The 26,773-nt window shown below is 67.6% G+C and carries 23 protein-coding genes and 3 pseudogenes; 19 read left to right on the plus strand and 7 right to left on the minus strand.

Features of this window, described 5'->3' with window-relative positions:
• Window positions 1-1,070 precede the first annotated feature (1,070 nt).
• On the minus strand, window positions 1,071-1,919 hold the full coding sequence (locus ABZ899_RS24565) for a DNA/RNA non-specific endonuclease (protein WP_361349953.1): 849 nt from the start codon (window positions 1,917-1,919) through the stop codon (window positions 1,071-1,073).
• A gap of 186 nt (window positions 1,920-2,105) precedes the next feature.
• Between ABZ899_RS24565 and ABZ899_RS24570 the strand changes: the two genes are divergently transcribed.
• On the plus strand, window positions 2,106-2,963 hold the full coding sequence (locus ABZ899_RS24570; RefSeq protein ID WP_361349955.1) for a caspase family protein: 858 nt from the start codon (window positions 2,106-2,108) through the stop codon (window positions 2,961-2,963).
• 456 nt (window positions 2,964-3,419) lie between these two features.
• Here ABZ899_RS24570 and ABZ899_RS24575 read toward each other — a convergent pair whose 3' ends face one another.
• Together ABZ899_RS24575 and ABZ899_RS24580 are read right to left on the minus strand one after the other, a co-directional pair.
• Window positions 3,420-3,965: a hypothetical protein gene (locus tag ABZ899_RS24575; protein ID WP_361349957.1), complete on the minus strand. Its 546-nt coding sequence runs from the start codon at window positions 3,963-3,965 to the stop codon at window positions 3,420-3,422.
• Between the two features lie 817 nt (window positions 3,966-4,782).
• Window positions 4,783-6,666 carry a DUF2637 domain-containing protein gene (locus ABZ899_RS24580; protein WP_361349959.1) on the minus strand — a complete coding sequence of 628 codons (1,884 nt, stop codon included), beginning with the start codon at window positions 6,664-6,666 and terminating at the stop codon, window positions 4,783-4,785.
• 380 nt (window positions 6,667-7,046) lie between these two features.
• Between ABZ899_RS24580 and ABZ899_RS24585 the strand changes: the two genes are divergently transcribed.
• Entirely contained in the window at window positions 7,047-9,599 is a 2,553-nt protein-coding gene (locus ABZ899_RS24585) for a tetratricopeptide repeat protein (RefSeq protein ID WP_361349961.1), read from the plus strand.
• Between the two features lie 325 nt (window positions 9,600-9,924).
• Complete coding sequence (locus ABZ899_RS24590) at window positions 9,925-10,584, plus strand: HNH endonuclease family protein (protein WP_361349963.1); 660 nt, start codon at window positions 9,925-9,927, stop codon at window positions 10,582-10,584.
• A gap of 15 nt (window positions 10,585-10,599) precedes the next feature.
• Here the strand turns inward: ABZ899_RS24590 and ABZ899_RS24595 are convergent, their stop codons facing one another.
• Entirely contained in the window at window positions 10,600-11,331 is a 732-nt protein-coding gene (locus tag ABZ899_RS24595) for an A24 family peptidase (protein WP_361349965.1), read from the minus strand.
• A gap of 57 nt (window positions 11,332-11,388) precedes the next feature.
• A pseudogene (locus ABZ899_RS24600) lies at window positions 11,389-11,926 on the minus strand (GNAT family N-acetyltransferase).
• A 375-nt stretch (window positions 11,927-12,301) separates the two neighbouring features.
• Here ABZ899_RS24600 and ABZ899_RS24605 point away from each other — a divergent pair.
• The 7 genes and pseudogenes from ABZ899_RS24605 to ABZ899_RS24635 all read left to right on the plus strand — a co-directional run bounded on the left by ABZ899_RS24605 (window position 12,302) and on the right by ABZ899_RS24635 (window position 16,897).
• Window positions 12,302-12,913, plus strand: coding sequence for an IS5 family transposase (locus tag ABZ899_RS24605; protein WP_361350049.1), 612 nt, complete (start codon window positions 12,302-12,304; stop codon window positions 12,911-12,913).
• Window positions 12,914-12,928: 15 nt separating this feature from the next.
• Window positions 12,929-13,174, plus strand: a pseudogene (locus ABZ899_RS24610) (SCO6880 family protein); the annotation flags it as partial.
• Between the two features lie 34 nt (window positions 13,175-13,208).
• Window positions 13,209-13,661: a DUF6238 family protein gene (locus ABZ899_RS24615; RefSeq protein ID WP_361349967.1), complete on the plus strand. Its 453-nt coding sequence runs from the start codon at window positions 13,209-13,211 to the stop codon at window positions 13,659-13,661.
• 27 nt (window positions 13,662-13,688) lie between these two features.
• Window positions 13,689-14,633 (plus strand): annotated as a pseudogene (locus ABZ899_RS24620) (DUF6545 domain-containing protein).
• Window positions 14,630-15,235, plus strand: a complete 606-nt coding sequence (locus tag ABZ899_RS24625; RefSeq protein WP_361349969.1) for a hypothetical protein — start codon at window positions 14,630-14,632, stop codon at window positions 15,233-15,235. Before ABZ899_RS24620 ends, ABZ899_RS24625 begins: the two are co-directional and overlap by 4 nt.
• Before the next feature lie 130 nt (window positions 15,236-15,365).
• Window positions 15,366-16,043 carry an HAD-IA family hydrolase gene (locus tag ABZ899_RS24630; RefSeq protein ID WP_361349970.1) on the plus strand — a complete coding sequence of 226 codons (678 nt, stop codon included), beginning with the start codon at window positions 15,366-15,368 and terminating at the stop codon, window positions 16,041-16,043.
• Entirely contained in the window at window positions 16,040-16,897 is an 858-nt protein-coding gene (locus ABZ899_RS24635; RefSeq protein ID WP_361349972.1) for a DUF1932 domain-containing protein, read from the plus strand. The genes ABZ899_RS24630 and ABZ899_RS24635 overlap by 4 nt, the downstream gene beginning before the upstream one ends.
• A 37-nt stretch (window positions 16,898-16,934) precedes the next feature.
• On the opposite strand, the gene ABZ899_RS24640 is transcribed toward ABZ899_RS24635, so the two are convergent.
• Window positions 16,935-17,495: a guanylate kinase gene (locus ABZ899_RS24640; protein WP_361349974.1), complete on the minus strand. Its 561-nt coding sequence runs from the start codon at window positions 17,493-17,495 to the stop codon at window positions 16,935-16,937.
• Window positions 17,492-18,532, minus strand: coding sequence for an AAA family ATPase (locus ABZ899_RS24645; RefSeq protein WP_361349976.1), 1,041 nt, complete (start codon window positions 18,530-18,532; stop codon window positions 17,492-17,494). The genes ABZ899_RS24640 and ABZ899_RS24645 overlap by 4 nt, the downstream gene beginning before the upstream one ends.
• 211 nt (window positions 18,533-18,743) lie before the next feature.
• Here ABZ899_RS24645 and ABZ899_RS24650 point away from each other — a divergent pair, with 211 nt between their 5' ends.
• From ABZ899_RS24650 to ABZ899_RS24690, 9 genes are all read left to right on the plus strand, one after another.
• On the plus strand, window positions 18,744-18,941 hold the full coding sequence (locus ABZ899_RS24650; RefSeq protein WP_361349978.1) for a hypothetical protein: 198 nt from the start codon (window positions 18,744-18,746) through the stop codon (window positions 18,939-18,941).
• 179 nt (window positions 18,942-19,120) lie between these two features.
• Window positions 19,121-19,930 carry an HAD family hydrolase gene (locus ABZ899_RS24655; protein WP_361349980.1) on the plus strand — a complete coding sequence of 270 codons (810 nt, stop codon included), beginning with the start codon at window positions 19,121-19,123 and terminating at the stop codon, window positions 19,928-19,930.
• Entirely contained in the window at window positions 19,927-20,928 is a 1,002-nt protein-coding gene (locus ABZ899_RS24660) for an alcohol dehydrogenase catalytic domain-containing protein (RefSeq protein WP_361349981.1), read from the plus strand. Before ABZ899_RS24655 ends, ABZ899_RS24660 begins: the two co-directional genes overlap by 4 nt.
• An 18-nt stretch (window positions 20,929-20,946) precedes the next feature.
• Window positions 20,947-22,098 (plus strand): hypothetical protein, encoded by a 1,152-nt coding sequence (locus tag ABZ899_RS24665; RefSeq protein WP_361349983.1) that lies wholly within the window; start codon window positions 20,947-20,949, stop codon window positions 22,096-22,098.
• Window positions 22,092-22,988, plus strand: coding sequence for a radical SAM protein (locus tag ABZ899_RS24670; RefSeq protein WP_361349985.1), 897 nt, complete (start codon window positions 22,092-22,094; stop codon window positions 22,986-22,988). Before ABZ899_RS24665 ends, ABZ899_RS24670 begins: the two co-directional genes overlap by 7 nt.
• A complete protein-coding gene (locus tag ABZ899_RS24675) occupies window positions 22,985-24,001 on the plus strand; it encodes a hypothetical protein (protein WP_361349987.1) in 1,017 nt (338 codons plus the stop codon). The genes ABZ899_RS24670 and ABZ899_RS24675 overlap by 4 nt, the downstream gene beginning before the upstream one ends.
• 14 nt (window positions 24,002-24,015) lie before the next feature.
• Window positions 24,016-24,726 (plus strand): methyltransferase domain-containing protein, encoded by a 711-nt coding sequence (locus ABZ899_RS24680; RefSeq protein ID WP_361349989.1) that lies wholly within the window; start codon window positions 24,016-24,018, stop codon window positions 24,724-24,726.
• Window positions 24,723-25,814, plus strand: a complete 1,092-nt coding sequence (locus tag ABZ899_RS24685; RefSeq protein ID WP_361349991.1) for a hypothetical protein — start codon at window positions 24,723-24,725, stop codon at window positions 25,812-25,814. The genes ABZ899_RS24680 and ABZ899_RS24685 overlap by 4 nt, the downstream gene beginning before the upstream one ends.
• Complete coding sequence (locus ABZ899_RS24690; protein WP_361349993.1) at window positions 25,811-26,722, plus strand: glycosyltransferase family 2 protein; 912 nt, start codon at window positions 25,811-25,813, stop codon at window positions 26,720-26,722. The genes ABZ899_RS24685 and ABZ899_RS24690 overlap by 4 nt, the downstream gene beginning before the upstream one ends.
• Window positions 26,723-26,773: the final 51 nt, after the last annotated feature.

Genomic DNA, 26,773 nt, shown 5'->3' on the forward strand with positions numbered 1-26,773 from the left:
CCGACCTTGGCGGACTGTCGCTGTTACGACCTGGTCGCCGCAGACGTTGACCTGCTCGCGCGCACTGCGGGCGGGGGTCTACGGGGACGAGCGCCTCAACGCCGTGCTGCGCGGGCTTGCGTCGGCCGAGCGCGCGGTCGTCTTCGCGTCGCCGAAGGCGACAGCACCACATGGACGGAGGATGCCGCGCACACCGGTGCCACCGAACCGAATAGGGAATCAGTTCACCCCCGCTCACGCGGAGAGCACGTTCTCGCACTTCAGCGGGGCGACGAACCATGCGAGCAACTTCTTCGGTTGACCTCCGCTCGAGCGGAGGTCAACCGGAGCTGGCGGTGGCGACGGGTTCGGACGAGAACTGCTCTCTGCGCAAGCGGAGGTAAAGCGACGTGATCGTGAAACCTGTGCCGGCCACCCGCCTGCTCTCCGCGCGAGCGGAACTGAACCGCCCCCGAGACCGTTCAAGGGAAGACCGAAGGTTCGCTTGCGCCGAGCCCCAGTGCAAGCGGTCTTCGCACCAATCCCTACTGGCCAGAAACCGTTGGCACCTTAGAAGTTGCGGCAGGCAGCTGGGTGGGTACTGCGGGCAGATGATGCCGTCGCCGATGGGTGCGGTGTGTGGCAGGAGTCCACCGGATCGGGCGATTTGGAGGTTCGGGAGCGTGTACGGCTCTGCGCCGTTGAGGTCGACCTGATAGCCCAGATCGCCGAGGCTCGCTGCGGTCAGCCGGCTCAGGGGGTTGTTGGCGCGATTTCCTTGGCGCGTTGGAAGTCGGCTACGGCTCGATACGTGTTGAAGGTTCCAGCGGCGACTTTGCCCATCACGGATCTCCTTGCCTTGCATCCGGTGAGAGTCACCCCCTTTCACCAGGCTAGGCCAGAACGGTGTACCGGCGCGCGCCAAGGCCGCTGCCTCTCCTTGCTGACCGGCTGAGTCGAAGCGCTGGGCTCCAGCGGCTCCTTGGCCGCTATTCGGATCGAGACGGGGAAAGCCCCGCATGCGACTGCGATCCAGTCGCGTGCGGGGCTTTCCCCGTCTGTGCACCAGGGGACGCATCTGCCTTCGGTTCTTACTCCGGCAGGACGATGTCGTCATACGACTCCAGCTGGGTCCAGCGGCGGGCGGCTCGCGTTGCTCGGGGCAGCAGGTCGGCGTCGGGCAGTGGTCCCAGGTTGAGCTGTGTGATCTCGGCAACGTCTGCGACCGGCACCTGGAAGGTGCGGAACGCTCCCAGCGGGGGAGGGTCACCAGCACGCTCCGCTTCGGCCAAGGCCCGGGCGGCGGCGTCACGGGACAGGTCGGGCGTTTGGTCCAGGATGTACGCGGTGGAGGCCAGGTGGCCGTTTTGCATGAAGGCGGTGACCTTCCAGAACCGCAAGGGGACCTTGATACCGCGGTAGGCGGGGTCGGAATCCTCCAGTACCGGTCCGGTGAACACCGACAGCTTGCGCTCGAACAGCTTGGCGTGGCCGAGGAGGAAGTCCTCCAGCCCCAGCCACAGCTTCTTGCCCTGGTTGACGATGTCCATCTGCGGGGCGGCGTTGGTGTAGTGAAAGGTGTCCGTGTTGGCTGTGGCCGCTTGCGTCCTGTCGCCCCAGACGGGATCGAGGCGGCGGACCATGTGTCCCTTGTCCAGGGGATTGTTCTCATAGACCGGATGTCCGGCCTGCTGGCTCTCGGGCAGACGGGGGTCGAACTGCCAGTCGTCGTCGCGGCCGATCTTCACTAGTTGCGCGCCGTCGATGACGACGGCCGTTGCGGCGGCGAGACGCCGGTCAGGACGGAAAACGACGCTGAAGTGCGTGTAGGGCAGGACGACCGTCTCGACACCGTTCTGCGCGGGCAGGGGCAGAGGCACCTTGAAGCCAAGGAAGTCCTCGTCGTAGCCCTTGCGATTCTCCAGTGACTGACGGCTCACGGTCTCGCCAGTGAGTGAGGGGTCCTCAGGAGGAATAGGCATACTCCTCTCACTACCGTGCCATACAGCCGGACGCACCGCGACAGCACGAAGAGACGCCATATGGGGCAGTGCTAGATACTATTGGATGTAATGAGTGATTAGTTGAGGCTCGGGGATCCGCTCCGCTTGGAAGGAGACCATCTCATGGCCCACGGCATGTCACTCCACATCGGACTCAACCGGGTCGACCCCACCAAGTACGGCGGGTGGGACGGCAAACTCAACGCCTGCGAAAACGACGCCCGCGACATGGAGGAGATCGCCAGGAACGCCGGCTTCGACGATCGCACGATGCTGCTCACGGCAGAGGCGACAGTCGACAGCGTGACCGCCGGGCTCCGCGAGGCGGCCAGGATCCTGACCCCAGGCGACATCCTGCTCCTCACCTACTCAGGCCACGGCGGCCAGGTGCCCGACAGGAACGGGCCTGAGGACGAGCCCGACCGCCTCGACGAGACCCTCGTCCTCTACGACCGCGAGTTCATCGACGATGAGCTGTACAAGGAATTTGAAGCGTTCGCCGAAGGAGTCCGCATCGCTGCCTACTTCGACTGCTGCCACAGCGAAACAGCCGTCAGAGCAGTGCGGAATATCCTCACCTCGGACGCGTTGGAAGAGCAGTACCAGACGCGCGACCCGGACAAGATCGAGGTCACCTCCCGGATCATGCCGCCAGACACGCAGCGCGAAACGTACGACCGGAACAGGACCCTCTACGACTCGATCCAGCGTAACCTGCAGCCGAAGGACACCCTCGACCTGCCAGCAAGCGTCCTGCTGATCTCCGCCTGCGCGGACAACCAACTGGCCGCTGACGGCTGGGAAAACGGGCTCTTCACCGGCACGCTCCGCGAAGTATGGGCCGAAGGCAAGTTCACCGGCGGACACAAGTCATTCCAACGCGAAATCCTCCGCAGAATGCCACCGAACCAGAGTCCGGGGCTGTTCGTCACCGGCAAGGCCAACGACCCGTTCCTGCGACAGCGGCCCTTCACCGTATGAGGAACGCCGCAACTGTATGCGAGGCGGAGCCAAGCCCGCCCGCGTACGCTTTCCACGGGCAGTGACAGGGTGGCTGCGGGCACGGTGACGGTGACGCCAAGCCCGCGGGGAGTCCGCGCGTGGTCCATCCCCAGGTCCCCGGGGACGTCCCTCACCAGATCTTCTAAGCGGGCGCCGGCCTCGCTGTAGCCGTTTGGGTCCTGGGTTCGCACCGTAGTGAAGACAGCCAGGGGTTCATACCCTTCGACGGGCGCAACAGGCGCTTCCGACAGATTGCTCATGGCGCCCCGTGAGGCGGGAAGCGCCGCCGCGCAGTCACCTCTATTTCGATCTTCATCCGCGGGTCGGCGAGGCCACCGATGAGCATCGAAGCGGCCGGCTGAACGTCGCCGACAAGCCGGCGCAGGACCGGCCAGCAGCGTTCGAAGGCTCGGCCGGCCACGTGCTCTTGTCCGGTCACGTATGCGGGATCTGTGAGCCGCGGGTCGTAGGGGGCGCTGCGGGTTTGTCCGCGTGTCGACGGGGGGCATCGAGGTGGTGTGCGGTGCCGTGGTCCCGGGCCAGTTCGACCATGGCTTCACACAGCGCGAATTCCAGAGCTGCGGGTGCGTTCAGGGCGCCGCTTCCGTCGGGTGGGCAGATCCAGCGCAGATCGCCCCAGCGGCAGTGCGGGGCAGGCGTGGCGATCCACCCGCCCGTGGTGAGGTAGCGGATGTCGTGCCCGACCCAGATGGTCATGGGAGCGGGCGGCAGGAAGAAGCCGACATGCTGCCGCCTGCTGTCCAGCAGCGCCGGGCCGGGTTCGAGACGAGGCATGCCGGCCATGATGTCGGCCGTGCGCAGGCCCAGGCAGGCCGGGACGATCAGAACGTCCCAGAATCGTCCAGCGGCCAAGAGGTGGACGCCGTTGATGCTGCGCTGCCAGTCGTCCTTGCATAGCCGGGGCTCCCGCGCGGCGGCAGCCAACCACTCCATCGCGTTCGTCCACTGCGCCAGTGCCATCAAAAACCTCCTGCATCGTGTCGGGCTTCGGAGCCCGGCAGGTCAACGGCTGATCCAACTGATCGCCTTGGTCATCCGATGAGCGAGCACGACATGAGAAGGAGGACCGCCCTGAGCTGGGCGGAGCCGACCGAAGCAGACGCCGTGCTCGGGTGGTCCCGCGCGGCGCTGCCGCTTCTGAACACCAACCGGCAGTTCGTGCCACTCGTTGACGAGTGCGGCACAGTCCGAGTGGGCCGGATTCCCTACTCCTGTCCTGGGCACACCAGGTGATCACTTGATGACTGTTGCTGTCCGCTGGTGACGTGCGTTGAAAGCGAGTGAGTGCTCAATGAAACGCGGCGCGTGAGGGTGCGGCCAGGGGGTGAACGGGCAGTTCACCGCATGGGGCGAGCGCCAGCGTGCAACGGGGGCAGATATATGCACGAAAGCGCCCCCATACCCCTCCGTGCGCCACCCCCCATCACCGCCGATATCGTGGCTGTATGGGTCCGAGGAGTCGCTCCGCTTCCGAGTGAACCCGTCGTGCCGCCTCACAGCACGGTGTGCGTGCCCGCCCGAAGCGAGCCCCAGCGGCCCCCGGGGCGCATCAGAGCCCGCCTCCCCCCGCGTGCCCGATCGGACAGCATCCAGCGGGGAACAAGAAAGAATGACGGCGAGCACACCATGAACGCGCAGCTCAGCCTTCCCCCCCAATTGAACCGACAGCCGGATCCGCGATCGATGGCTCGGATGCACCTCCGAGCCTGAGACGAGTCCGAACCTCATTCTGAAACGATCAATTACTGGTGCGCAGTGACGAGCGGGGCGAAGCTTGCTACTTCTTTGTCTGCACGTCATGGCGGGTCAGTGCCTGCCAGCGCCGCTCGAAGTCGGCAACCAGCTCCGCGACGTAGTCGGCTGTAAGGGGCCGGTTGTGCTGCCCGGTGATGCCGCGGACCGCGCACTCCTGCGCAATGACGTCGAGCGACGGGACTTCGCTGCGCACCCGCTGCTGCGCCCAGAATCTGTAGACACGGAACGGCAGCAGGTAGCGGCGCAGAGTCGACGGACTGACCGGCCTGCCACCGCGGCCGGTCATGCCCTTCTCGCCGGCGAGGTAGGCGGAGAGCTGCTCGGCCTTGGGCTCCTCGCCATGCTCGGTCAAATACTCACTCCAAGCGAGGTAGTAGCGGTCGACGATGGTGAGCGCGGCCGGCACCCCCGTCGCATCCTGTCCACCCGGCGGCTCGTCGACGGGAGCGCTCACCCGAGGGATGGGCGTGCCCCTGGCGGGCTGCGCGCCCGCGCCGACCGGTGCCTCCGCAGAGCCCTCCTCATTCTCAAAGGGCTCGCCGGTGGGTTCCCGCGTGGCGCCCCCGGTGATCTCCCCACCGGCGGGCGGCTCCATCCCGTCGCACCCGCGCTGCCGGAAGGTCGAGACGAAGTACTCCAGGTCTGCTCCCGTGAGGGGCCGGCCGCTGCTACCGGTGATCTGATCCCGCCCGTGAACGTACGCGGCGAGGGCGGAAGCATCGGGGTACACCCCATGGTCTTGCGCGTACGCGAGCCAGGCGGTGTAGAAGTAGTCACCCCACCCGTCGTCCGCGTCGCGCGGAGCCGGGGGTTCGGTCCCGTGCTCAGCTACAAGCGTGTGGCACTGCTTGAGGAGCCGCAGCAGGGGTTGAAGCTGCTCGTCGGACAGCGGCGCTCCCGCCGCGGTCGCGATGCTGTACTGATCCTGCAGCCACGCAGCGAACTGCGCGCTCGTGGGCTCGAAACCGAAGGCACTGATCCAGTCCTGATAAGCGTCGGCGAGAGATGGGGCGTTCCCTCGATCCGCTTGGGTGTGCGGCGGCCGCAGGGATGCGGTTCGCATCTCCTTGACCGGCTGGGGCTGTGGGCCGGGCCCGGGCGCCAGTTCCTTCTCGCGGTCGACGGCGTCCTTGAGCTCGGGATGCTGCCGCTGAGTCAGGGCCGGGGCCGGGGCCGGTTCGACGGTGAACTGGATCGGCGGCTCGTCGATGCCGGCGGCGGCCAGCCCGGCCGGGGCCGTCTCGGCCAGAGGGACGCCGTAGCGGGCCAGGCGTAGCGGCATCAGCGACTCCACCGGCGCCTTGCGACGCCAGGCCCGGCCGAAGCGCGAGCGCAGGCTGGCCTGGTAGACGAGACGTTCCTGCTCGACCTTGATGACCTGCGCGTAGGAGCGCAGCTCCCACAGCTTCATCCGCCGCCACAGCAAAAACGTGGGGACCGGCGAGAGGAGCCAGCGGGTGAGACGGACACCCTCCATGTGCTTGTCGGCACTGATGTCGGCGATCCGGCCGATCGCATGGCGGGCGGCCTCGACGGCCACGACGAACAGCACGGGGGTCACCGCGTGCATGGCGACGCCCAGCGGGTCGGGCCAGGCCGTCGCCCCGTTGAACGCGATGGTGGCGGCGGTCAGGAGCCAGGCCGTCTGCCGCAGCAGCGGGAAGGGGATACGGATCCAGGTCAGCAGGAGGTCCAAGGCCAGCAGGGCACAGATTCCGGCGTCGATACCGATCGGGAAAACATGGGCGAAGTCCCCGAAGCCCTTGCGGAGTGCCAACTCCCGGACGGCCGCGTACGAACCGACGAAACCGATACCGGCAATCACCACAGCCCCCGCGGCCACCACGCCGATGAGAACCCGATGCGCCCCGGTCAGCCGGGGTAACTCATCCTTCCCAGCAACCACAGCCCACTCCCCCACCTACGCCTCACAAACACGCTGCTCTCACACTCCCACGATGGCGGTGCGGCTGTGACGCTTTGCGGGACACGTGTTCGGACCTCAGCGGAAAAGGGCTCAATACGGGCCACCCACGGCCAGGGCGCATACAGCGGCAGCCCGGACCGTGCCGTCGTGCACACGGACGGCAACGCACTGCCTGCCAGAGCGGCGCCCAAACTGCCGTCGTCATCGCGCCGAGAAGCGGTGTTCCCTTGCCACGGAGTACTGGCACGTCTGGCATGGAAAATGGAGTTATCCCCTGCCTCGAGTTCCGGTGACGCGTCATAGTTTCTCTCTACGGACGGACTCGTCGGATACGGCGAGCTTTGGTCAAGCGAGGGTGCATGAGCGAGTTCGATCGGATTTTCGATCCCCAATACACGGCGACCGAACTGTTCACGAACCGGGTCGACGAGCGCACAGCGTTCACCGCAGCTCTCCTACAGCACGGGAACGCAGTACGCGATGGTTCGGCAGCCCTGGGGCACACCACTCGTCGGAATGTCATCACCTTCTATGGCGTCGGGGGAATCGGCAAGACCGAGCTGTCCCGACGGCTGGAGTCGTGGTGCCTTGGAGAGTTGGCGGAGCCCGGCGACTGGCCGCAGCCGCCGCTCGAAGAGCCTCCTCCCACCGTTCGCATCGACTTCCACGGAAGTCGCGTCGTCAACGCCGTGGAGATCGTGCTGCGACTACGCGTCGCTGTGGCCGACAGGCGGCGGCGCTTTCCCGCGTTCGACCTTGGCCTGGCTGCCTGGTGGTCCCTGGCCCGTCCGGGAATGCCACTGCCGGACCTGTCCGTCGGCAACTTCGACGTGCGCGGTCAGATCACCGACACCCTGAACGACGTCCTCAGCGACGCCGGCGCCGCCTTCGGACTGGGTCCGCTGACTGTGCGCAGCGGGATCCGTATTGTCGAAGCCATCCGCGAGAGGCGGCTGCGCAGCCGCACCCTGGGTGAGTGCGCGCCCCTGTTCCATGTCATCACGCAGGCCCAGCAAGATCCGTCCGACTACGTCGCGGCGACGCTCGCCGGTCTCCTGTCCTGGGATCTGGAGAATCTGCCGGCAGCCAAGCGTCCCGTCACGGTGGCGTTCGCGGACGCCGCAGAATACGTACAGGGCGACGATCGCTCCCAGGAGCGTCTGTTCAATCGCATCGTGCATCTGACTCCCGGCACGTTGTGGGTCGTCACGTCACGCAATCGGCTTGACTGGGATGCAGCTCACCTCCACCAGTTACTGCCCGCGACGGGCCCGCATATCTGGCCCGGCCTACGGTTGGAGGCTCATGACGATCCTCGCCAGCATCTTGTAGGCAATCTTTCCGACGTCGACGTGAAGCAGTACCTGCGCGCAGCCTCAGGAGCGGGGGGCAATCCGGTACTGGCACCGGACGTCATCGACAACATCAGCGCCGGCGCCCACGGTTTACCTCTGTACCTCAGCTTGTCGCTCTCCATGGCGCGTTCCGCAGACGGGCATGGCCCCGCCGCCCACACCTTCGGAGGGCCGCTGCCGGAGCTGGCCACCCGAGTGTTCGCCAATCTGCCCAGGCAGGAGCGGGAACTGGCTCGGGCCGCGAGCCTGGTGCCACGCTTCGACGAACGTCTCATCTCACAAGCCGCCGGCGCTCTGGTCGGTGACGCTCAACGGCTGTGCCAACGCACCCTCGTCACCAAGGACGACCACCCGGTCTTTCCCTACCGGCTCCACGACGCGGTCCGCTCCGCCATAGCCCACGAGCCGGTCAGTAACCCCGGAGCCTGGGCACCACAGGACCGAGCCGCCATGGCCGGGCAACTGCTGGCAGCCCTTCGCCATCGAAGCGACACCCTTATGCACAACAGCCAACAACGCCTCGACGTCCTGGAGCTGGCGGCCGATCTGTGCGCCCGTCACGCCCTCACCGCACCCTGGCTGGCAGACGCACTCGCTGCTGTCCCCGGCTTCGCCCAGACTGCTGTCCGGCTGCCACCCCCCGCGCTGGACACCTGGATCGGTCAGGTGTCCGGCATCTACGAAGCGTGGCGCCAAGGACGCCGCAAAAGTGAGCGCATCGCCTACCTGGAGGACTACCTCACCCGTCCGCTGCCAACCGACATCCGCCGCCGCGCCAGGCTTCGACTCGCCTACATCTACCGCGACGGCGACCCCCACAACGCCCTGCGCATACTCACAGAGATGCTGGAAGAAAATCCCGGCTCCGAGTTGCTGCGATACCAGGTGGCTCGCACACTGCGTGCGCAAGGAGCGTATGAAGACCTGGAACGGCACCTGAGCCGCCATCCACTGCAGGATCCGACGACTTCCCTACGCATCAGCAGCGATCTCGCCTTCGACCGCGGACTCCTCCAAGAGGCCATCGCCGGATCGGCCACCAGAGCCCAAGCCCTCCGGGCGGCTGGGCAGCACCGTATCGCCCTGGAGAACGAGACCGCCGCTCTGTGGCGCCGGGCCTTGCACGGCAGCAGCACACCCGCAGCGTGCGACACCGTGCTGGCGGACGCCGATCACTTCGGCGAGACGCTATCCATGCGAACCGCCCTGACCGCCAAGGCGATCACCCTGCGACGCGACCGCCTGACAGCGCTGCAGTTCCTCACCGAAGCACAGCGCCTCGTCAACACGCAAAGACACAAAATCGGCTACCGCGAGTGGACCGGCCAGCTCATCGTCGCCCTCTACCACGACGATCGCGCCACGACAGCCGAACTGCATCGGACATGGCTGGCAACAGACAGACAATGGAGCCCGAACTACCAAGTCCTGGATCACCTCTTCGTCTTCGCCGGCCACCCTGCCCGCTACCAGACCCGGCAGATCACCACCACGGAGGCACCCTCCGTGGCCGACCAGCGCTGGCACACCATCATCGAATCGCTGATGCCCGCCTGACAGCAACGAGACCAACGCGCGACATGGCAGGCCGCAGGCAGGCGGCAACTGCCAGCACCCGCCGCCCACGACCTCGTGGCGCCAACCACGTAACCCTCTCGCGACACGCCGCCTCCCGCGTGACTTCCAGGCCCCGCGGGCCATCACCATGCACGGGGAACAGAATTGCCGTGCCCGTCCGCCCCCGCAGCACCGTCCCACCCACCGCACAGGGGCGCGCAGCGAGGCACGCCGATTCGTTTCTCCGGTATGACCTTTCCACCCACACGAGCGGCACTCGGACCTCCGGGGATCACCTCATGCGCTGGGCGGATAGCAAGGGGGCATGGTCAACGCTGTTGTTCGCGGCCTCGTTGCCGCAGCCCTCGCCGTCATCCCTGCCCTCACCCCCACACCAGCACAGGCCGCCGAGACCCTGCCTCTGGCCGAAGCCGTCGCTGGCCTGCCGGTTGCCCTCGAGTCCCGCGACGGCTACGACCGCAGCAAGTTCCGGCACTGGAACACCGGCGACGACCCGACCGACGGCTGCAACACCCGTGCCGAAGTCCTCCTCCACGAGGCAATCGAGCCGCCCGCCGTGGGTGCCGGATGCCGACTGACCGGCGGCAGCTGGTACTCCTACTACGACACCACCATGGTGACGGCCGCCGGAAGCCTGGATATCGATCACATGGTTCCCCTCGCCGAAGCCTGGGACAGCGGAGCATCCGAATGGACCCCACAAAGACGCGAAGCCTACGCCAACGACCAGGGCGCCGAAGCCTCGCTCGTCGCGGTCACCGCACGCTCCAACCGCAGCAAAGCCGACCAGGACCCCGCACAATGGCTGCCACCCGCCACCGATGTGCACTGCCGCTATGTCGGCGACTGGGTCGCCACCAAACTCCGCTGGGCCCTGACCGTCGACGACACGGAACTCACCGCCCTGCAGAACGCGGCGGCCGACTGTCCCGGGCAGACGGTGACCTACGAGCCCGCCCCGTAAAGCAGGCGCCCGGTCTCAGGACAGAGAGGCGCCCAGCAGCACTCCCGCAAGAGCTCCCGCGAGGAGGAACGGACCGAACGCAATCGTGGAGCGCGCTCCGGCCCGACCCGTAATCAGGAGACCGATGCCGTACAGCGCACCGAACAGACACCCGGCGAACACCCCGACCAGCACGACCGGCCAGCCGTACCAACCCAACACCGCACCCAGCACCAGGGCAAGCTTCACATCACCGAACCCCAAACCCCCGCCGACCAGGAAGAGCACGAAGAAGCAGGCCCCCAACAGAAGGGAGCCGAACAGCGTGGACAGCCAGCTGCCGCCGACACCCGGCAGCAACGACGCACCACCGAGCAGCACACACGCCGCCACGGCGAGTGGCAGGGTCAACACGTCGGGCAGCCGGTGAGCCGACGCATCGACCATGGCGAGCAGCACGCAGACCGGAGCGAGCAGCAGCCACACCACCAGTTCCGGGCGGGCTCCTGTAGCGGCCGCGAGCAGACCGCAGACCCCGGCCGTGACACAGGCGACCAGCAGACTGCTCGGGCCATACCGGTCCCCCACCGAACAACGAGCACGCCCAAACCACCCGCCACCCACACCGACGAGTCGATGACCTGCCGGACACACCGACCGCCAGCAACCCCCGACAGGCACCGACAACCGGTAAGCCGGGCGAGGTATGAGCACACCCGTGACACAACCCCACAACACCCCGGCCACGGTGATCAGAAACCCCTCCACCCGACGCAGCCTAGATACACCCCGCGCGAATTACAGAGCCTTGTACCGCCTCCCGCGTCAGCGAACACCGCGGATCATCACAGTCAGAACCGGCGAGGCCGGTGACGGCTGGCTCTGCCCGATGCCCTCATACCCCCATGACTTGTACAGCGCGTGAACCTTCCCGTCCGCTGCAGCCGAGTTGACCATAAGCGTCACGTACCGCTCGTTCCGCATGGCAAGAAGAGCGTCGTGGATACGGCGGGCGGTACCAGTTTTCCGCCAGGTCGGACGGACGCCGATCTCCTTCAGAGCCACAGCCGGACGCTCGGTGTACTTCTGGGCCGGCGTCGGACTGGTGCGCTGCCAGTACCGATCGCCATACTCGATGGTGTTGCCGTAGGCGTAGCCGACCGGATACCCGTCCGCATACGCGGGGACGGCCGTGAACCCCGGCTCGGTGCCGTGCCGGTCAAGGCGCTCACCGAACGCCGTGACGGCGTAGTTCGGCAGGTGAAGGAGTGGGGCGCGTACATCGGCGTACACGTCGGGGACCTTCACCGCGGACGCAGTCGAGCGCGGTGAAGGTCCCCGACGAGCGGGAGTTCGCCACCAAAGGCGAACTCGCCCGGCGCACGGTGCTGCGGGCCCTGGCCTCGCCGCTGCCCATTGCGCGGGTCACCGCGTAGTTCGCTGGGCGGGATGCTCCAAGCCCGCCCTCCGTAGCGGCTTAGAGGTCCTAACAGAAGTTGTTGATCAAGTGACCGTCGGTTCGTCTGCTCGTTGGTCAAGCCGTGGGAAAGCGTCAGTCGCGGCCATGGATCGTGTCGGACGAACTGTGGTCGCTCATCGAGCCGTTGCTGCCCGAGCCGGGACCGAAGCTGGTGGCGGGCCAGCCACGGGTGCCGGACCGGCAGGCCCTGTGCGGGATGTGCTGCACACCGGCATCCAGTGGGAGTACCTGCCGCAGGAGTTGGGCTTCGGCTCAGGGATGACCTGCTGGCGGCGCGGCCGCCTGGAACGAGGCCGGCGTGTGGGAGAAGCTGCACCTGGTGCTGCTGAAGAAGCTGCGGTCGGCGAAGCAGCTGGACTGGTCGCGGGCGGTGATCGACTCCTCCCACGTCCGGGCGGCCCGCAGGGGCCCAAAAGCGGTCCCAGCCCGGTCGACCGCGCACGACCGGGCAGCAAGCACCACATCATCACCGACGGCCAGGGCATCCCGCTCGCGGTGTCGCTGACCGGCGGGAACCGCAACGACGTCACTCAGCTCCTGCCCCTGCTGGACAAGGTCCCACCGGTCGCCGGTGTCGTCGGCAGGCCACGGCGACGACCGGACATGCTCTTCGCGGACCGGGGCTACGACCACGACAAGTACCGGCGGCTGCTGTGGCAGCGAGGTATCCGTCCCGTGATCGCCGAACGCGGCCAGCCGCACGGCTCCGGTCTGGGCATCTTCCGCTGGGTCGTCGAACGCACCATCTCCTGGCTGCACGGCTTCCGCCGCCTGCGCATCCGCTGGGAGAGACGAGACGACATCCACGAAGCCTTCCTCGGCCTCGCCACCCGCCTCATCACCCACCGCCACGTCCAACGCCTTTGTTAGGACCTCTTAGAGAGCTCCGAAGCGGACTCCATCGAGTACCAGGACATCAAGTCCCGTGAGCGCCAGCTCATCGCCGGCCACGCGGATTTCGCCCTGACCGGCCTGCTGACCGTCTCGGCCGACTCCGAGGAGGAACTTCGTTCCGCCTGCGCGGTCGTGGATACCGCGGCGGTCGGCGCCCAGCTCGACCTCCGGCCGCTCACCTGGCAGCAGGCCGAGGCGTTCACCGCCGCCGCCATGCCGCTCGCCCTCACCGTCTGATGCCGCCCCTCCTCCCTTCCGAAAGAGCACCCCCATGTCCCGCACCACCAACCCGACCGCGCAGGACTTCGTGCCCATCGCCACCGCCGCGCTCGACTTCCACCGCGCGCTCAACGTGCCAGGCGGTCCTCTCGTCACCACCCGCGCCGAACTGGACGTCCTGCACGCCCACCTCATCTCGCTGCACAGCCTGCTCGATGCCCACGCCACCCGCACAGGCCAGCTCGTAGCGATCGAGGGCGACCAGCTCAGCGCCGCCCGCACCCGGATCTGGCAGGCCGCCGACCACGTCCACGCCGCCTACCACGCGGCCCCCCGGCCCGGCTCCGGTGAGGTCCCCGACCGCGAGGCGTGCCAGGCCAACCTGCCAGAAGACGCACCGGAGCTGACCATCCGCCAGCGCCACCAGCCCACCGCGCACCTGGTCCGACGCCGTACCACCCCGGCCGACCTCCACACTCCGTTCACCGGCCTCGTCCGCCACTGACCCTGCCTTCCGTCTGGAGAATCGCTCATGCCCCGTACCCGCGCCAGCGCCTCCCACCTAATCGTCCCCCGCAAGGCGTCGCAGGCCGAGCACCGCGCCGCCCGCGCCGGTATCGCCGAGGCCCGGCGCCAGGCCCGCCTCGCCGGAGCCCCGCCCAAGCGTCGCGACGAGGCGACCCTCGACCCGGAGCTGCGGCCGACCTATCCGCCGTCCGGACGCCCCGGCCCGGCCTCGACACGGCGTGGCAAGCTCAACCTTCCCGCCCACCGGATGACCACCGCACCGTGTCCGGGGCCTATCCCTTCCTCGCCGAGGGCGGACTGGGCGCGGAGGCCATCTTCATCGGCCGCGACGTCCACGCGGAGGCCGCGTTCTGCTACGACCCCGTTCTCGCTGTACAGCAGCAGCCGGATCGAGGGCTTCACCAACCCCAACGCGGTCCTGGCCGGGACCATCGGCATGGGCAAGTCCGCGCTGGCCAAGTCCATCGCCACCCGGGCGATCGCCCACGGCTACCGGGTCTACGTGCCCTGCGACCCCATGTGGCGCACCCTCACCGACGCCGTCCCGGGGATCCGGCTCGACGCCCCGCCGAGCCGCGCCGCCGACGTCACCAACCCGCTGCGTACGCACGACCGGCTGTACCGGCGCACCATCGAGATCCGCGACTCGAGCCTCACTCTCGCCGACCACGCACCGGCGGAACTGCGCGGCCGCGCCTACGACCACGCCACCTCCCTCGGCTTCATCGGCGCCCACGCCGACATCACCACCGAGGCCTGCTGGCTCGCCGTCGCCCGCGAGGAGCGGCTCCGCGGCGCGGCCACCGGCTCCGGCGATCCCATGCCCCCCGCTAGCGGAGGCCGCGACCTCGCCACCGAGATCCGCGCCCTCACCACGCTCAGCACCGCCTACCGCTCCCGCGCCACGCAGGACTTCCTCCGCGCCCACCTTGAGGAGACACCGGCATGACCACGACCACGCAGCTTCCGCCCACTGCCGCTGTTCCTGCCGAGCGGCGCTCGGCCCGCCTAGTCACCGAGGTCCTGGCGCCCGCCAACCTGGTCGTCGGCGTTCTGCTGGTCATCGGCTGGCACTCCACCAACTCCCTCGCGGGTGTCGGTTGGGGCCTGCTGGCCGGCGCCTTCTGCGGCGGCCTGCCGATCGCCTACATCGTCGCCGGCGTCCGCCGTGGCCGCTGGACGGACAAGCATCTCAAGGTCCGCTCCCAGAGGTGGATACCGCTCTTCGTCACCCTTGGTTCTGTCCTCGTCGGCACAAGCCTGCTCCTAGCGCTCGACGCGCCCCGCGAGGTCGTCGCCCTGGTCGCCGGCCTGGTGCTGACCATGGCGGTCACCGTCTGGTGGAAGGTCAGCGTCCACACCGCCGTCGCCTCAGGCGTCGCCGTCGTCACCACCGTCGCCTACGGCTGGTGGGCCGCCCTCCTCTTCCTCGGCGTCGCCGCCGTCGGCTGGTCCCGGGTCTCGCTGCGCGACCACACGACGGCACAGGTGATCTTGGGCACCATCCTGGGCGGCACGGCGGCAGCCGTGGTGTTCGCGGGACTGCGCTGACCCGTTCGCGCAGGTTCCCCGCGGACCAGCGGACCGAGAGGATGCGCCGGCGGGCCGGGCGGCCGCATCCGGCTCATGGTCGACGAGGCCGTCCGGCCTTACGGCGAGCCCGCGCATTAGGCTGCGGGATGTGCAGCGCCCTCTTGTTCTCTTCGACCTCGACAACACACTCGTGGACCGGCGGGGAACCCTCGCCGACTGGGCCGCCGAGTTCACCACCCGGCACGGTCTGGAGGGCAAGGAGCAGGCGTACGTGCTAGGCATGGTGGCCGAGCGGGCCTATCCGTCCACCTTTGACTCGATCCGCACCCGGTACCGGCTGTCCATGTCGACCGTGGAGCTGTGGGGCGCGTACTGCGCAGACATTGCGGACATGGTGTCGTGCCCGGCCGAGGTCCTCGACGGCTTGGACGAGCTGCGTGCGGCGGGCTGGCGAGTGGGCGTGGCGACCAACGGTGCGATCGACGTCCAGCGCGCCAAGCTGCGGGCCACCGGTATCTCCGAGCGTGTGGACGGCGTCTTCGTCTCCGAGGAGGCCGACGCGCGCAAGCCGCAGCCCCGGCACTTCGCCTTGGCCGCAGCCCGTTGCGGCAGCGTACTAGGTGACGGCGGCTGGATGGTCGGCGACAACCCGGTCAACGACATCGGCGGCGGACGCTCAGCAGGGCTGCGCACCATCTGGATCGGTAGCGACGGCTCTTGGCCAGCGGACGATCCCGGGCCGGACCACATGGTGCCGCATGCCCGCGCCGCCATCGATTTCCTTCTTCTGCACGCCGCCGCCGACCACGCGAGGACCACGGCATGACGGACACCATCGGGTTGCTGCACCCCGGCAGCATGGGATCCGCCTTCGGCGCGCAACTGCGCGCCCGCGGCCACATCGTGCTGTGGTGCCCCGACGGACGCAGTGACGCAACCCGCCGCCGGGCCGAGCGCGTGGGCCTCGAACCCGAGGCACTGCCCGAGCTCGTCTCCCGCTCCGACGTGCTGCTCTCCCTGTGCCCACCGGCCGCCGCGGAGGAGACTGCCGGTCAGGTGGCCGAGCTCGGCGTGGTTGGCACGGGAACGATCTATGTCGAAGCGAACGCCGTCACGCCGTCGCGTGTGCAGCGCATCGCCGACCGTTTGGCCCCGATGACGGTCATCGATGCCGCGGTGGTCGGATCTCCTCCAGTGGGCGGCAAGATTCCGGTGCTCTATCTGTCCGGCCCCGGCAAGCAGGTCGACCGGATCGTCGAACTCTTCGCCGGAACCGATGTGCGGACCCACGTCCTGGGCGGCAAAATCGGGCAAGCCTCCGCACTCAAGCTCGCGTACTCCAGTTACCAGAAGGTCTCCCGCGTACTGGCCGCCGTGGCGTACGGAGCGGCCGAGTCGTACGGTGTCGAGGACGAGCTGCTGGTGATCGCAGCGAAGCGCACCCGTAGCTACCTCGTGGAGACGGACTACATCCCCAAGACGGCTGCTCGCGCCTGGCGTTGGGGACCAGAGCTTGAGGACGCGGCGGCACTTCTCGCCGACGCGGGGCTGCCGGACTCCCTCATGCATGCCGCTGCCACGACGCTCGCCCGGTGGGACGGCAACAGAGACGAGCGACTGGGTATCGCCGGGGCACTTGAAGCCCTGCGCGGTGAGCGAGTCCTGGACGACCAGACTTGAGCAGGTTGCATCCGCTGGATCGCTGACGTCCTGGCCGTCAGGGGCGAGGTGATGCGGTGCGGACGATGTCGTCGATCTTCCTTGCGGCTTCACTGGCTGCCGTCATATCCGTGTCCACGCGCAGCTCCCACTGAGCCCGCGGGCGTACCGCAAGGTCGGCCTGGGTGGCGTCCCACGCGGCCAGCCGAGCCGCCGTGTCGGTGTCGCCCCGCTGCGGTGAGCGCAGGGCGGTGGTCTCCTTGGAGCACCACAGCAGAACGCGTACCCAGTGCGCCGGGAAGACGGCGGCAACCTGCTCCATCCCCACCATCTGACCGAGGTGGACGACGGGGATTCTGCCGCCTTCCATGGCCTGTTCGAGGCCGGGCCGGTCGACGACGTAAACGTTGCCGTACCGGTCGTTGCGGTAGATGACGTCGCCGCGTGCCTCCAGAGCGGCCAGCTGCACAGGCGTGCCCATCCGGTAGCCCTTGGTCTTCCCGCTCCCGATCTTCAGCCGGGTAAACGGCACATACCGCCCGTCGAGTTCGGTGAGTGCCGCCGTGATCGTGTCCTTGCCTGCCGCCGGCGGCCCGTACAGCAGGATGCCATGCCTCACGGGAACACCGTCCCGAAGACCTGACGTACCTGATCCGTGAGTGAAATCGCGGCGCCGAGCCGATTGTCGACAACCAAGTACGGTACGACGGGCCGCAGTTCGAGATCGATCCCGGCGGCGTACACGTCCCAATTCTGGAGTTTCCAGCTGTCCCTGGCGGCGGACCGGAAACTGATGTACTCATGCATCGTGTCGAGGTCGCACTGGATCCAGACGACAGTGACGGTTACGCCACGCGCTTCGCAACGGTTGATCAGGCGCCTCATCCACCGACGATCTGTGGCCTCGGCGATGAACGGCGCGGAGAGTACGGTGCTGATCGCGCAGTCGATGTTCGCGTATGCGGTCTCCAGCAGGCACTGGTACTCCAGCGGACGGACTTTCTCCCGGTAGAGGTCGGTGTGCCGGTCGTTCGGTTCGCTGCCCATCTCTACGAGGAGGCGCTCAACGAGGGGGCGCGTGATCGGGTCCTTGTCGAGGACGGGCCAGCCAGTGAGCTGCGATATGAAGCGGGCGAACTCTGATTTCCCGCTGCCCGCGTAGCCTCCGACCATCATCAGGGTCGGCTTGTTCGGGTCGCCGCCGGTGTGACGGCGTTTCCAGGCGTCGAGGATTCGCTGCTGTACGCCCTGCCCATCCGTGTCCTCCGTGCCGGGCGCGAGTTGGAGCAACGCGCGCTCCACAGCCAGCACGTGGGCTCCGTTGTGCGGTTCGCTCGACGCGGTGAACTGGAGCTTCCTGGCCTCGTCGGGCAGAGCGTTGCGAAAGCCGAGCTCAGGCTCGGTGGCGCGGTACAGCAGGCAATACGCGCGACGGTAGTGCGGTCCGGGATAGACCTCACCCTGCTCGTGCTGCCACAGCGTCTGGAAGTTGGCGGCCGGCACCGCGAGCCCCGCGGCGCGGGCCACCTCACGCAGTTGCTCGCCCGCGCCCTCAAGCGTCAGGCCGTGGGCTTCGCGTTGCTGTCTCAACCTGTCCGGGCGCCATCCCTGGCGACTCTTGCCCACTGCGCCTACCGCCTGCCCATCCCTGGTCATGATCCGGAGCCTAGGCCAGCCTCTCATGAGCGCGTGTGTAAGCGGATGTTGAAAAGTCAGACCAACCGGCCATGAGCCGATGATGAGCAGTCCCGGCAACAGCACGTGATACTCCGCGCCCCTCCGTACCGCTGTCATGGTCACACCGACGCGGTCGTCGCATACCCGCTTCGGTCTCCAGAGTCCGTACGAGATCGGAGGGGTCTCCGCGGTGACTGTCGATGTTGCTGTCCTGCTGATCCTCGGCATTGTGATCGTCTTCTTGTGCCGCGGAGGCGGGCTCAAGGTGGGTCATGCCGTGGTGTGTTCGGTCTTCGGCCTGTATCTCGCCGGGACGCAGAACATCGGCCCGTTCGTGAAGGACGTCACGGCATCGGTTGCGGGCCTGCTGTCGGGGCTGAGGCTGTGAGTTCGCTGGCGGCATCGCCGGCCCCCGAGGCCTGGCATGGCTTGCTCGGCCTGGTGGCAGTCAAACCCTTCTTCCTCGTCTATCGACCACGCGACAAGGCGTCGTCGTCTCGTAGGTGTCCAGCCGGCCGGAGAGACCGGCTCTGCACGAGAGCACCGATCTAATGATGGAGCCTCCCCATGCGCTATCCGCCGACGTGCACCTCCTTGTCGACGAGTCTGTCCTCGACCGCCACACACCCAGTGGGCGACGTGCTGCTTGGCACTTCAACCCAGCGGAGTTCGGCTGTTCGGGCACCGCGCCCGGCCGCGGTGGTACTCGATCTCTTCGGCACGCTCGTCGCAGCCCCGAGCATCGTCGAACGGAGGGCTGCCGCTGTCCAACTCGCCGCGATCCTGCGCGTATCCCCGGCAGTGGCCGAGTCGGAGCTGGCCGACAGTTGGCAGGCGAGGCACAACGGGCAGTTGGCGTCCACTGCCGAGGTCGCGGCTCACCTCGTCACCCGCTGCGATGCCTCCGCGGCCTGTGTGAATGAGCTGGAGATGGTCCTGGCGCGGCTCGCCCACGTCCGTCTCCAGGCCGACTCAACCCTTCTGCAGGCGTTGGAGCAGCTTCGGCGCGGTGGTGCCAAGCTGGCCATCCTCAGCGACGCGTCCCCGGACATCGCCGAGGCGTGGAGCCGCAGCGATCTCGCGCCCCACTTCGAGGCTGTCGTGTTCAGCTGCCGGGCAGGTGCGACAAAGCCCGACAGCCAGCTCTTCCAGGCAGTCCTCCGAGAAGTCGGTGTCGCCCCTCGTCAGGCCCTCTACTGCGGCGATGGCGGCGGTGACGAGCTGGCCGGCGCGGAGCGGGCCGGGATGCGTGCGGTGCGCGTGGAGCGTCGGGGCGGGCCGAGCAGCCTCGTGTTCGGCGAGACCGCTTGGTCCGGCAGGGCGATACCCGACGTGGAAGCTCTCCCCTCCTTGCTGGACGACTGGGGGAAGCGATGAGCGGCCCGTACGCATGGGCAGTTGAGAACGGCGTCCTCGGCCGACTCCCCGCTCCGGTCGGCATGCCCCCGGCGCTCGACACGACGCTCATCGAGACGCGCTACACGGGATTGTGCGGAAGCGACGTCGCGAAGCTCAATCACCCGTGGCAAGGGCGATTGCCGGAACCGTGGTACCCCGGTCACGAGATCGTCGGCGTCGACATGGAGACGGGCGGCTGGGTCGCGATCGACCCGCTGGTCTCCTGCCGCTCGTGCCACTACTGCGACCGCGGCCACGTGCACCTCTGCTCAAGCCTCCGGCGTATCGGGTGGGATCTTCCCGGAGGTCTTGCCAGCTCCGTGAGGGTGCCACGCGACAGCATCATCCCCCTTCCTCACCTGCACGATCCCGCGCATGGAGTCCTTTCCGATCCGATGGCGGTGGCTTTGCACGGAGTCCGCTGTGGGCTCCCGGTGCCTCTCGGGCGGCTCGGCATCATCGGGGGCGGCGTGCTTGCCGTATGCACGGCTGTCTGCGCTGCGCGGGCCGGGTGGGACGTCCACGTGATGGTCAGGGAACCCTCACGGTCGCAGCAGCTCCGGTACGTCCTCGACCAGCACATCACACTCCACTCCGCGGAGCTGCCAGCATGCGACGTCGTCGTGGACGCCGCGTCTGGTCACAGTGACGCCCCGATACGCCAGGCCCTCAAGGCCGTTCGTGACGGCGGAACGGTCCTCGTCCAGAACGCCTACGCGCCCCGCGTCGTCCTCTCGGTCCCCCTACGGGATGTCTTCCGCCGCTCAATCACGCTGCGCGGCTCCTTCTCGTACTGCCGCGCTGACGGCCACGACGACTTTCGGGACGCCATCGACCTCATCGCAAAGGGCGGCGACTGGGCCTCCCTGATGACCCGGGACCGATTCCCCCTCAGCGAACTGCCACAGGGACTGGCTGCCCTGAACAACGGAGCCCGCCACCGCCCCTTCAAGGTCCTACTCACTTCCGACACCTGATGGAAAGGAGCCCACGCCGTGGGTTTCGCAACGCCATTGCTGGCCCAAAAGATCAACTCGCCGGCCGACATCTCACCCCAGGACGTCCAGGAGGGAATCGCGCGCATCCTCGCCTTACCGGAAGGTCACACTCGCGACGTGATGCTGGGGAGCGTCCTGACGGGACTGCTCCTGCGGGGACCGAGACTGGAGGAGGTCGAGGCCGCGGTCCGAGCCGCGACGGCCTTGGACCGCAGCAGCTGGGACTTTCACCAGCCGCCGGAGGGCATGCGGTTCGTCGGCTACACGGGCAGCGGGAAGAAGACCTTCAAGACGATCAACCTGAGTACCGCCGCCGCGCTGGTGGCGGCCACCGGGGGAGCACACGTCGCGAAACTCGGATCCCGCAGTGCGTCGTCGAAGACCGGATCCCGCGACTTCATCGACCTCGTGGGGGCGACGAGCGACACGGTGCCGCACCAGGAGATGGTCGACATCACGGCGGAGGTCGGCTTCGGGTTCTTCTCCATCGAGAACCGCGTGCCGGAGTTCGACCGCCGCTACGGAGGCAGGTTCCAGGCCGTGCACGCCCTCAGCCTGGCGTTCCCCGCCCTCCTCAGCCCGGTCAGATGCCCCGCCTATGTGTACGGCCTCTCGCACCCCGCGGTCGGCGCTTCCGCCCGGCTGCTCTCCCGCCTCGGCCTGCCGGACGTGGCGGTCATCAACTCCAGCGTCGGCCAGACGGTCCAGGTCGACGAGCTGATCCCCGGAAGCACCGTGCGGGCCTGCCGCATCAGGGCGGGCGAGGAGGACCTGGCGTTCAACGACGAGGTACGCAAGGGCGCGGCCTCGATGCCGCAGGACCTCACGTCCGTCACCCAGTGCGAGGACCCTCGGGAAAACGTCGCCGCCGCGATCCTCGTGCTGGCCGGCCGGGACACCAGTCAGGCGCGGAGCGCCGTCGCCCTCAACGCGGCCCTGCTCATGGTGATGTCCGAGGTGGTCCCCACCATCCAGTCCGGCATCGACAAGGCCCTCACCATCATCGACGCGGGCGCGGGTCTGGACACGCTCCAGCAGTTCGTACGGCTCACGGGCGGCGCCCCGCACCAGCTCAACTCGCTCCTGCGCCCTGTATCCCCGACAGCCCTCCTGATCAGCACCGGCATCGAGGAGAAGGCACCATGCTGACGCACGACGAACTCGCGATCGTCCACCTGGTCCTCAACACCGACTGCAACGCCTGGGATCTCGCACCGACCAGCACCTCACCGGGCGTGTGCCGCTTCTGCTACCGCGAGCGCAACAGGGTCAGCACCGATGCGGACACGGTCCGCCGTGTCATCGACCGGGTCCGTTCCGAGTCCGAGGCTCACCGGTGCGTCTTCACCGGCGGCGACCCCGTAATGCCGTACGACAACCACCTGGAAGTCGCCCTCCAGCACGCCACCGAAGTCGGCTTCGAGACCAACCTCCACACCAACGGGCTGCTTCTGAGCGACCGTTACGCCGGCCTCCGCGACAACGTGACCATCTATTCCCTGGCAGTCGACGGCCCGAACGCCGAGACAGCCAACTGGTTCCGCGGACAGGGGTACTTCGAACGGTTCCTGTCCAACATCGAGTTCCTCACCGCCGACCAGCGACGGCTCGCGTTCAACACGTTCACCACGGCCGGCTCCGTGAAAGAGCTGCCGCGCCTCGCGCAGTTCATCGCCGGAGTGACCCAGCAAACGGACGTCGAGTACTGGCTGATCTCCCAGTACCGCCCGATCGGCCGCGCGAACACGCGCAAGGCGGAGATCTACGGATTCGATCGGGACGACTTCGTACGGGCCGTGGAAGACGTACGCGACATGGTCGACGGGGTGAAGATCTACGCCCAGCCCACACGTGCCCCGGAGGACCAGTACCCGTTCCGGGTCTGGGTCCTCGCCGACGGAACGGTCACCGCAGACCTCGGCAGCGTCGCGGCTCCCCGTAACGAGGTGCTCGGCGACCTCCTGGTTGACGGCTTCGAGCCACTGGTCCGCCGGGCCTTCGCCCTCCGCGAGCAGACACAGTTGGAAGGAATCGCATGAAGTTCGACACCGCGTACTACGAGAGCGTCATCGACCAGCACCGCTACGAACGCCTGGGGCTCGGCGCCATCGACTTCGCCCTCGCGGGGTTGAGCCCCGACGACCTGCGAACGAAGTGGGTGTGCCACGCGGCAGCGCGTGGGTTCGCGGAGGCGGTCGCGGACGGGCAGCCCGCGATCGTCACCACCGGGGTCGGTCTCGGAGGACCGCCCCACGCCGGCACCCTCTTTCAGTTGCTACGCGCGATCAAGCTGCAGCAGTGCGGCCTCGACGTCCAGATCGTGCTGGGCGACCTCGACTCCTACAACGCCCGCCGCACGCCCCTGGACTCCGTGCGGAAACTTGCCGACCAGTACGAGGAGTTCGTCCTGGGCCTCGGGTTCGACGCCGAGCGCGGCGTGCTGCGCCGACAGGAGGGCGAGACCGACGTCCTGGCCACCGCGTTCCTGCTGTCGCGCCACTTGGACGACGACGACTTCCACTGGGCGGAGGAGGACCTCGCCGGTCTCTACCGCAACCACGGGGTCTTCGACCGCCTCAACTACGGCATGAAGCAGGCCACCCTGCTCATGGCCGCGGACTTCGTACACCTCCTCCGCGAAGGGCGTCACGTCCTCGTCTCCCTCGGGGTCGACGAGCACAAGTACGTCGCCCTCGCCCGGCGCGGAGCGGAACGCTGGGGCCTGCCCACGGAACGCCTCTCCGGTATCTACACCAAGATGATTCCGGGCCTCGGCGGCCTCCCGAAGATGAGCAAGAGCATCCCCGGATCCGGGATCGACGCCTCCATGTGCGCCGAGGACATCCGAGCCCTGCTCAAGGCGGACACCGACACCGCGCCCACCGACGACGGCTCGGCGCTGCTCCAGATGTACGCGTGTCTGCCCGAGGTCGACGGTCGGGAGTACGACCGGGTCTCCGCCGCACGCCGCGCCGGACTTCCCGAATGGCACGCCGTACGCGAGCAGTTGGTCGAGCGGATGCTCTCGCTGTTCTCCCACTGGCCGAAGTAAGCAAGGAGTCTCTCGTGCACGTAAACACCGCGACCTCCCGCCAGCCCATCGGCGGCGCCGAGTCCTACTTCATCAGGAGCGGCTACCGCAGCCGGGACCGGGTCGAGTACTTCCTCGACGAGACGGACGACACCGTGACATGGCAGCCCGACGTCTATCCGTACACCGCCGCCCAGGTCAAGGAACTCGGCCGCGACGTCGTGATCGACATCGGCTGCGGACGGGCGGGCAAACTGGCTTCGCTGGCGGACGAGTACCCGGCCTGGTCCTACATCGGCGTGGACTTCGGGGACAACCTCGTGTGGTGCCGTGACAATCACCCCTTCGGGGAGTGGATCGAAGTCGATCTGGAGTCGGCCGAGCGGCTGCCCATCGCTCCCGCCCTCGTGCGCCGGTCCATCGTGGTCTGCTCCGACATGATCGAGCATGTGGTGAATCCGATGCCGACCCTGTCCCTGATCCGTGGCCTCCTTCTGGAAGGCAGCGCCGCCGCCGTACTGTCCACGCCGGCGCGCGAGTGCCGCAGCGGTTACGACGCTCCCGGTCCGCCCCGCAACCCCAGCCATGTCCGGGAGTGGGCGAGCGACGAGTTCCAGGCACTGCTGAAGGCGTCCGGGTTCGAGATCCACTACGCCGGGCTCACTCGCAGCGACGACGCCTCCAACGGCCTGTCCACCCAACTGCTCCTCGTCGGAGTGGGAAAGACGGAGAGGGAACAGCGGTGACAGCGGCTCCCCGGTCCGAAGGCATGCGTGTCGTCCACCTCCCGGCTCGAACCCCGTACGCGTGGAAGCTGCAGAGCCGTGACTTCCACATCCTGAACGGGACCGAGATCCCCAGCGGCGACGCGGTGCCATCAGCGGTCGACGCCGCCTGGCTCCTCAAGCACGGCCCTCTCACATGGCTCGACGTCCTCCACCTGCACCACATCGACTTCGAGGACCTCTCCACCCTGGAGCGCCTGCTCGACGAGTGCCTGAACCACGGAGTCAACGTGGTTTTCACGGCGCACGACACTCGCCCCATGATCGGCAACGCCGAGGACTTCACCGCACGGCTGCGAATGCTCCACTCCGCCGAGGTCAGCTGGGTCTGTCTCACCGAAGGCTCTGTCACAGCGCTCGCCGAGGTTCTCGGCGAGCGTCCCCCGGCGACGGTCATTCCTCACGGGTACGTAGCAGACCCAGAGTCGCTGGCCAGCCTGGAGCGCGAAGCGACCAGCTCGGCGGTCCGGTACCTCATGTTCGGCGCTTCACGGGCCAGCCGGGACCAGCTGTCCACCATGGCCAACTGGAGCTTGGGGATCACGGATCCGCACAGTACCCTCCACATCCTTCTGCGCGCGTTCAGTCCTGCCGACTTCACCGACGGGGGCCGTGCTCCGCTGCTCTTGGAGACGGCCCGGCGCGATCCCCGTATCCGCCTCACCATGCGCCCGTATCCCACTGACGAGGAAGTGGTCAGAGCCGGTCTGGCTGCGGACTCAGTGCTGCTGCCGTACCTCTGGGGCAGCCACTCCGGGCAGCTGGAGCTGGCCTTCGACCTGAACCTGCTTCCGATCTGCTCCCTCACGGGTCACCTGCCCGAGCAGTACGAGCGGCACAAGGGACTCGTCGAAGAACCCGAATGGTTCGACTGGTCGCAGGGGCACCCCAGTCTCTTCGGAGAGAAGTTCCTGACCTCGCTGGAGAACGCGGCAGCGCGGCTCGGCTCCAGGCCCCGCCGCCTCGACCGTGAGTTCCTCGGCTACAGGGCTCACGAGCACCGGACGATCCTCGACCAATACGCCCGCGTGTACGGAGGCGACCGGTGAGCGCCCTTCCGCGCATTTCATGCGTGATCCTGTGCCACAACTACGGCCGATATCTCGACCGGGCCATAACGAGCTGCCTGGAACAGGAGCCCGGAAACTTCGTCCTTCACGAAGTCATCGTCATCGATGACGGCTCCAGTGACGAAACTGAGGAGGTGTGCCTGCGTCACGAAGGCGATGTCAAGGTCATTCGGAGAAACCAGCAGGGTTTCGGTCAGTCCCTGACCGACGCCTTTCTCCTCAGTACCGGCGACTGGGTGGCCCCGCTCGACGCCGACGACTGGTTCCACCCGTCGAAACTGCGCACATGCGCCGAGGCGATGACAGGTGGGACGCTGTTCATCGAGCACTGGGAAAACGTGGTCGACTCCGGCGGGAACCCAATACTTAAGGAACCGCATCCGGGCGGAAACACGAGCACCCTGGTGATCCACCGCGATGCCGCCCTCAGCCTCCTGCCGGCGAACAACGAGATCTTCTTCCACGCGTTGCGTGAGGCCGGCCGAGGCATTGCGCTCCGCGACCCATTGACCTTCTATCGGGTCCACCCCCACAGCATGACCGACCGCAGCACCCCCGGCGTGTCGCAGGACTATCGAGCTGACGTGTGCATCGCGCTCTCGGATCGCCTACGCGCGATGTACGCAATTCCTCCTGCATGGGCGAGTACACGCCAGCTGAGAAGGATCTCCTGGCATTTCCGGGCGCTCGCTTCCGGCCACAGGGTGGAATCCGCCATGCAGCGAGAGGAGCGCGTGTCCGCGATGCTCCTGATTCCGGGCATGATCATCGGCACGCTCCGGGCACATGGCCCGATAGCGCCGTGGCTCAGGTCCCTATCCAGCACGATCGCGGGACGGCCGCTGGTGCGGCTGACAGCGAACCAGGAACGGCAGGCTCATTCGTGATCATTCCGACGATGAGGCGGGGGTGGCGATGCTAAAATCGCCGCTTCCAAT

It is taken from the genome of Streptomyces sp. NPDC046859, assembly GCF_040645135.1.
GTDB lineage: Bacteria > Actinomycetota > Actinomycetes > Streptomycetales > Streptomycetaceae > Streptomyces.

Coding starts and splice junctions, on each gene's coding strand:
- ABZ899_RS24570 (WP_361349955.1), top strand. CDS start 2,106: ATGGCCCACGGCATGTCACTCCACATCGGACTCAACCGGGTCGACCCC.
- ABZ899_RS24575 (WP_361349957.1), bottom strand. CDS start 3,965: ATGGCACTGGCGCAGTGGACGAACGCGATGGAGTGGTTGGCTGCCGCC.
- ABZ899_RS24585 (WP_361349961.1), top strand. CDS start 7,047: ATGAGCGAGTTCGATCGGATTTTCGATCCCCAATACACGGCGACCGAA.
- ABZ899_RS24590 (WP_361349963.1), top strand. CDS start 9,925: ATGGTCAACGCTGTTGTTCGCGGCCTCGTTGCCGCAGCCCTCGCCGTC.
- ABZ899_RS24605 (WP_361350049.1), top strand. CDS start 12,302: ATGACCTGCTGGCGGCGCGGCCGCCTGGAACGAGGCCGGCGTGTGGGA.
- ABZ899_RS24615 (WP_361349967.1), top strand. CDS start 13,209: ATGTCCCGCACCACCAACCCGACCGCGCAGGACTTCGTGCCCATCGCC.
- ABZ899_RS24625 (WP_361349969.1), top strand. CDS start 14,630: ATGACCACGACCACGCAGCTTCCGCCCACTGCCGCTGTTCCTGCCGAG.
- ABZ899_RS24635 (WP_361349972.1), top strand. CDS start 16,040: ATGACGGACACCATCGGGTTGCTGCACCCCGGCAGCATGGGATCCGCC.
- ABZ899_RS24645 (WP_361349976.1), bottom strand. CDS start 18,532: ATGACCAGGGATGGGCAGGCGGTAGGCGCAGTGGGCAAGAGTCGCCAG.
- ABZ899_RS24655 (WP_361349980.1), top strand. CDS start 19,121: ATGCGCTATCCGCCGACGTGCACCTCCTTGTCGACGAGTCTGTCCTCG.
- ABZ899_RS24660 (WP_361349981.1), top strand. CDS start 19,927: ATGAGCGGCCCGTACGCATGGGCAGTTGAGAACGGCGTCCTCGGCCGA.
- ABZ899_RS24670 (WP_361349985.1), top strand. CDS start 22,092: ATGCTGACGCACGACGAACTCGCGATCGTCCACCTGGTCCTCAACACC.
- ABZ899_RS24675 (WP_361349987.1), top strand. CDS start 22,985: ATGAAGTTCGACACCGCGTACTACGAGAGCGTCATCGACCAGCACCGC.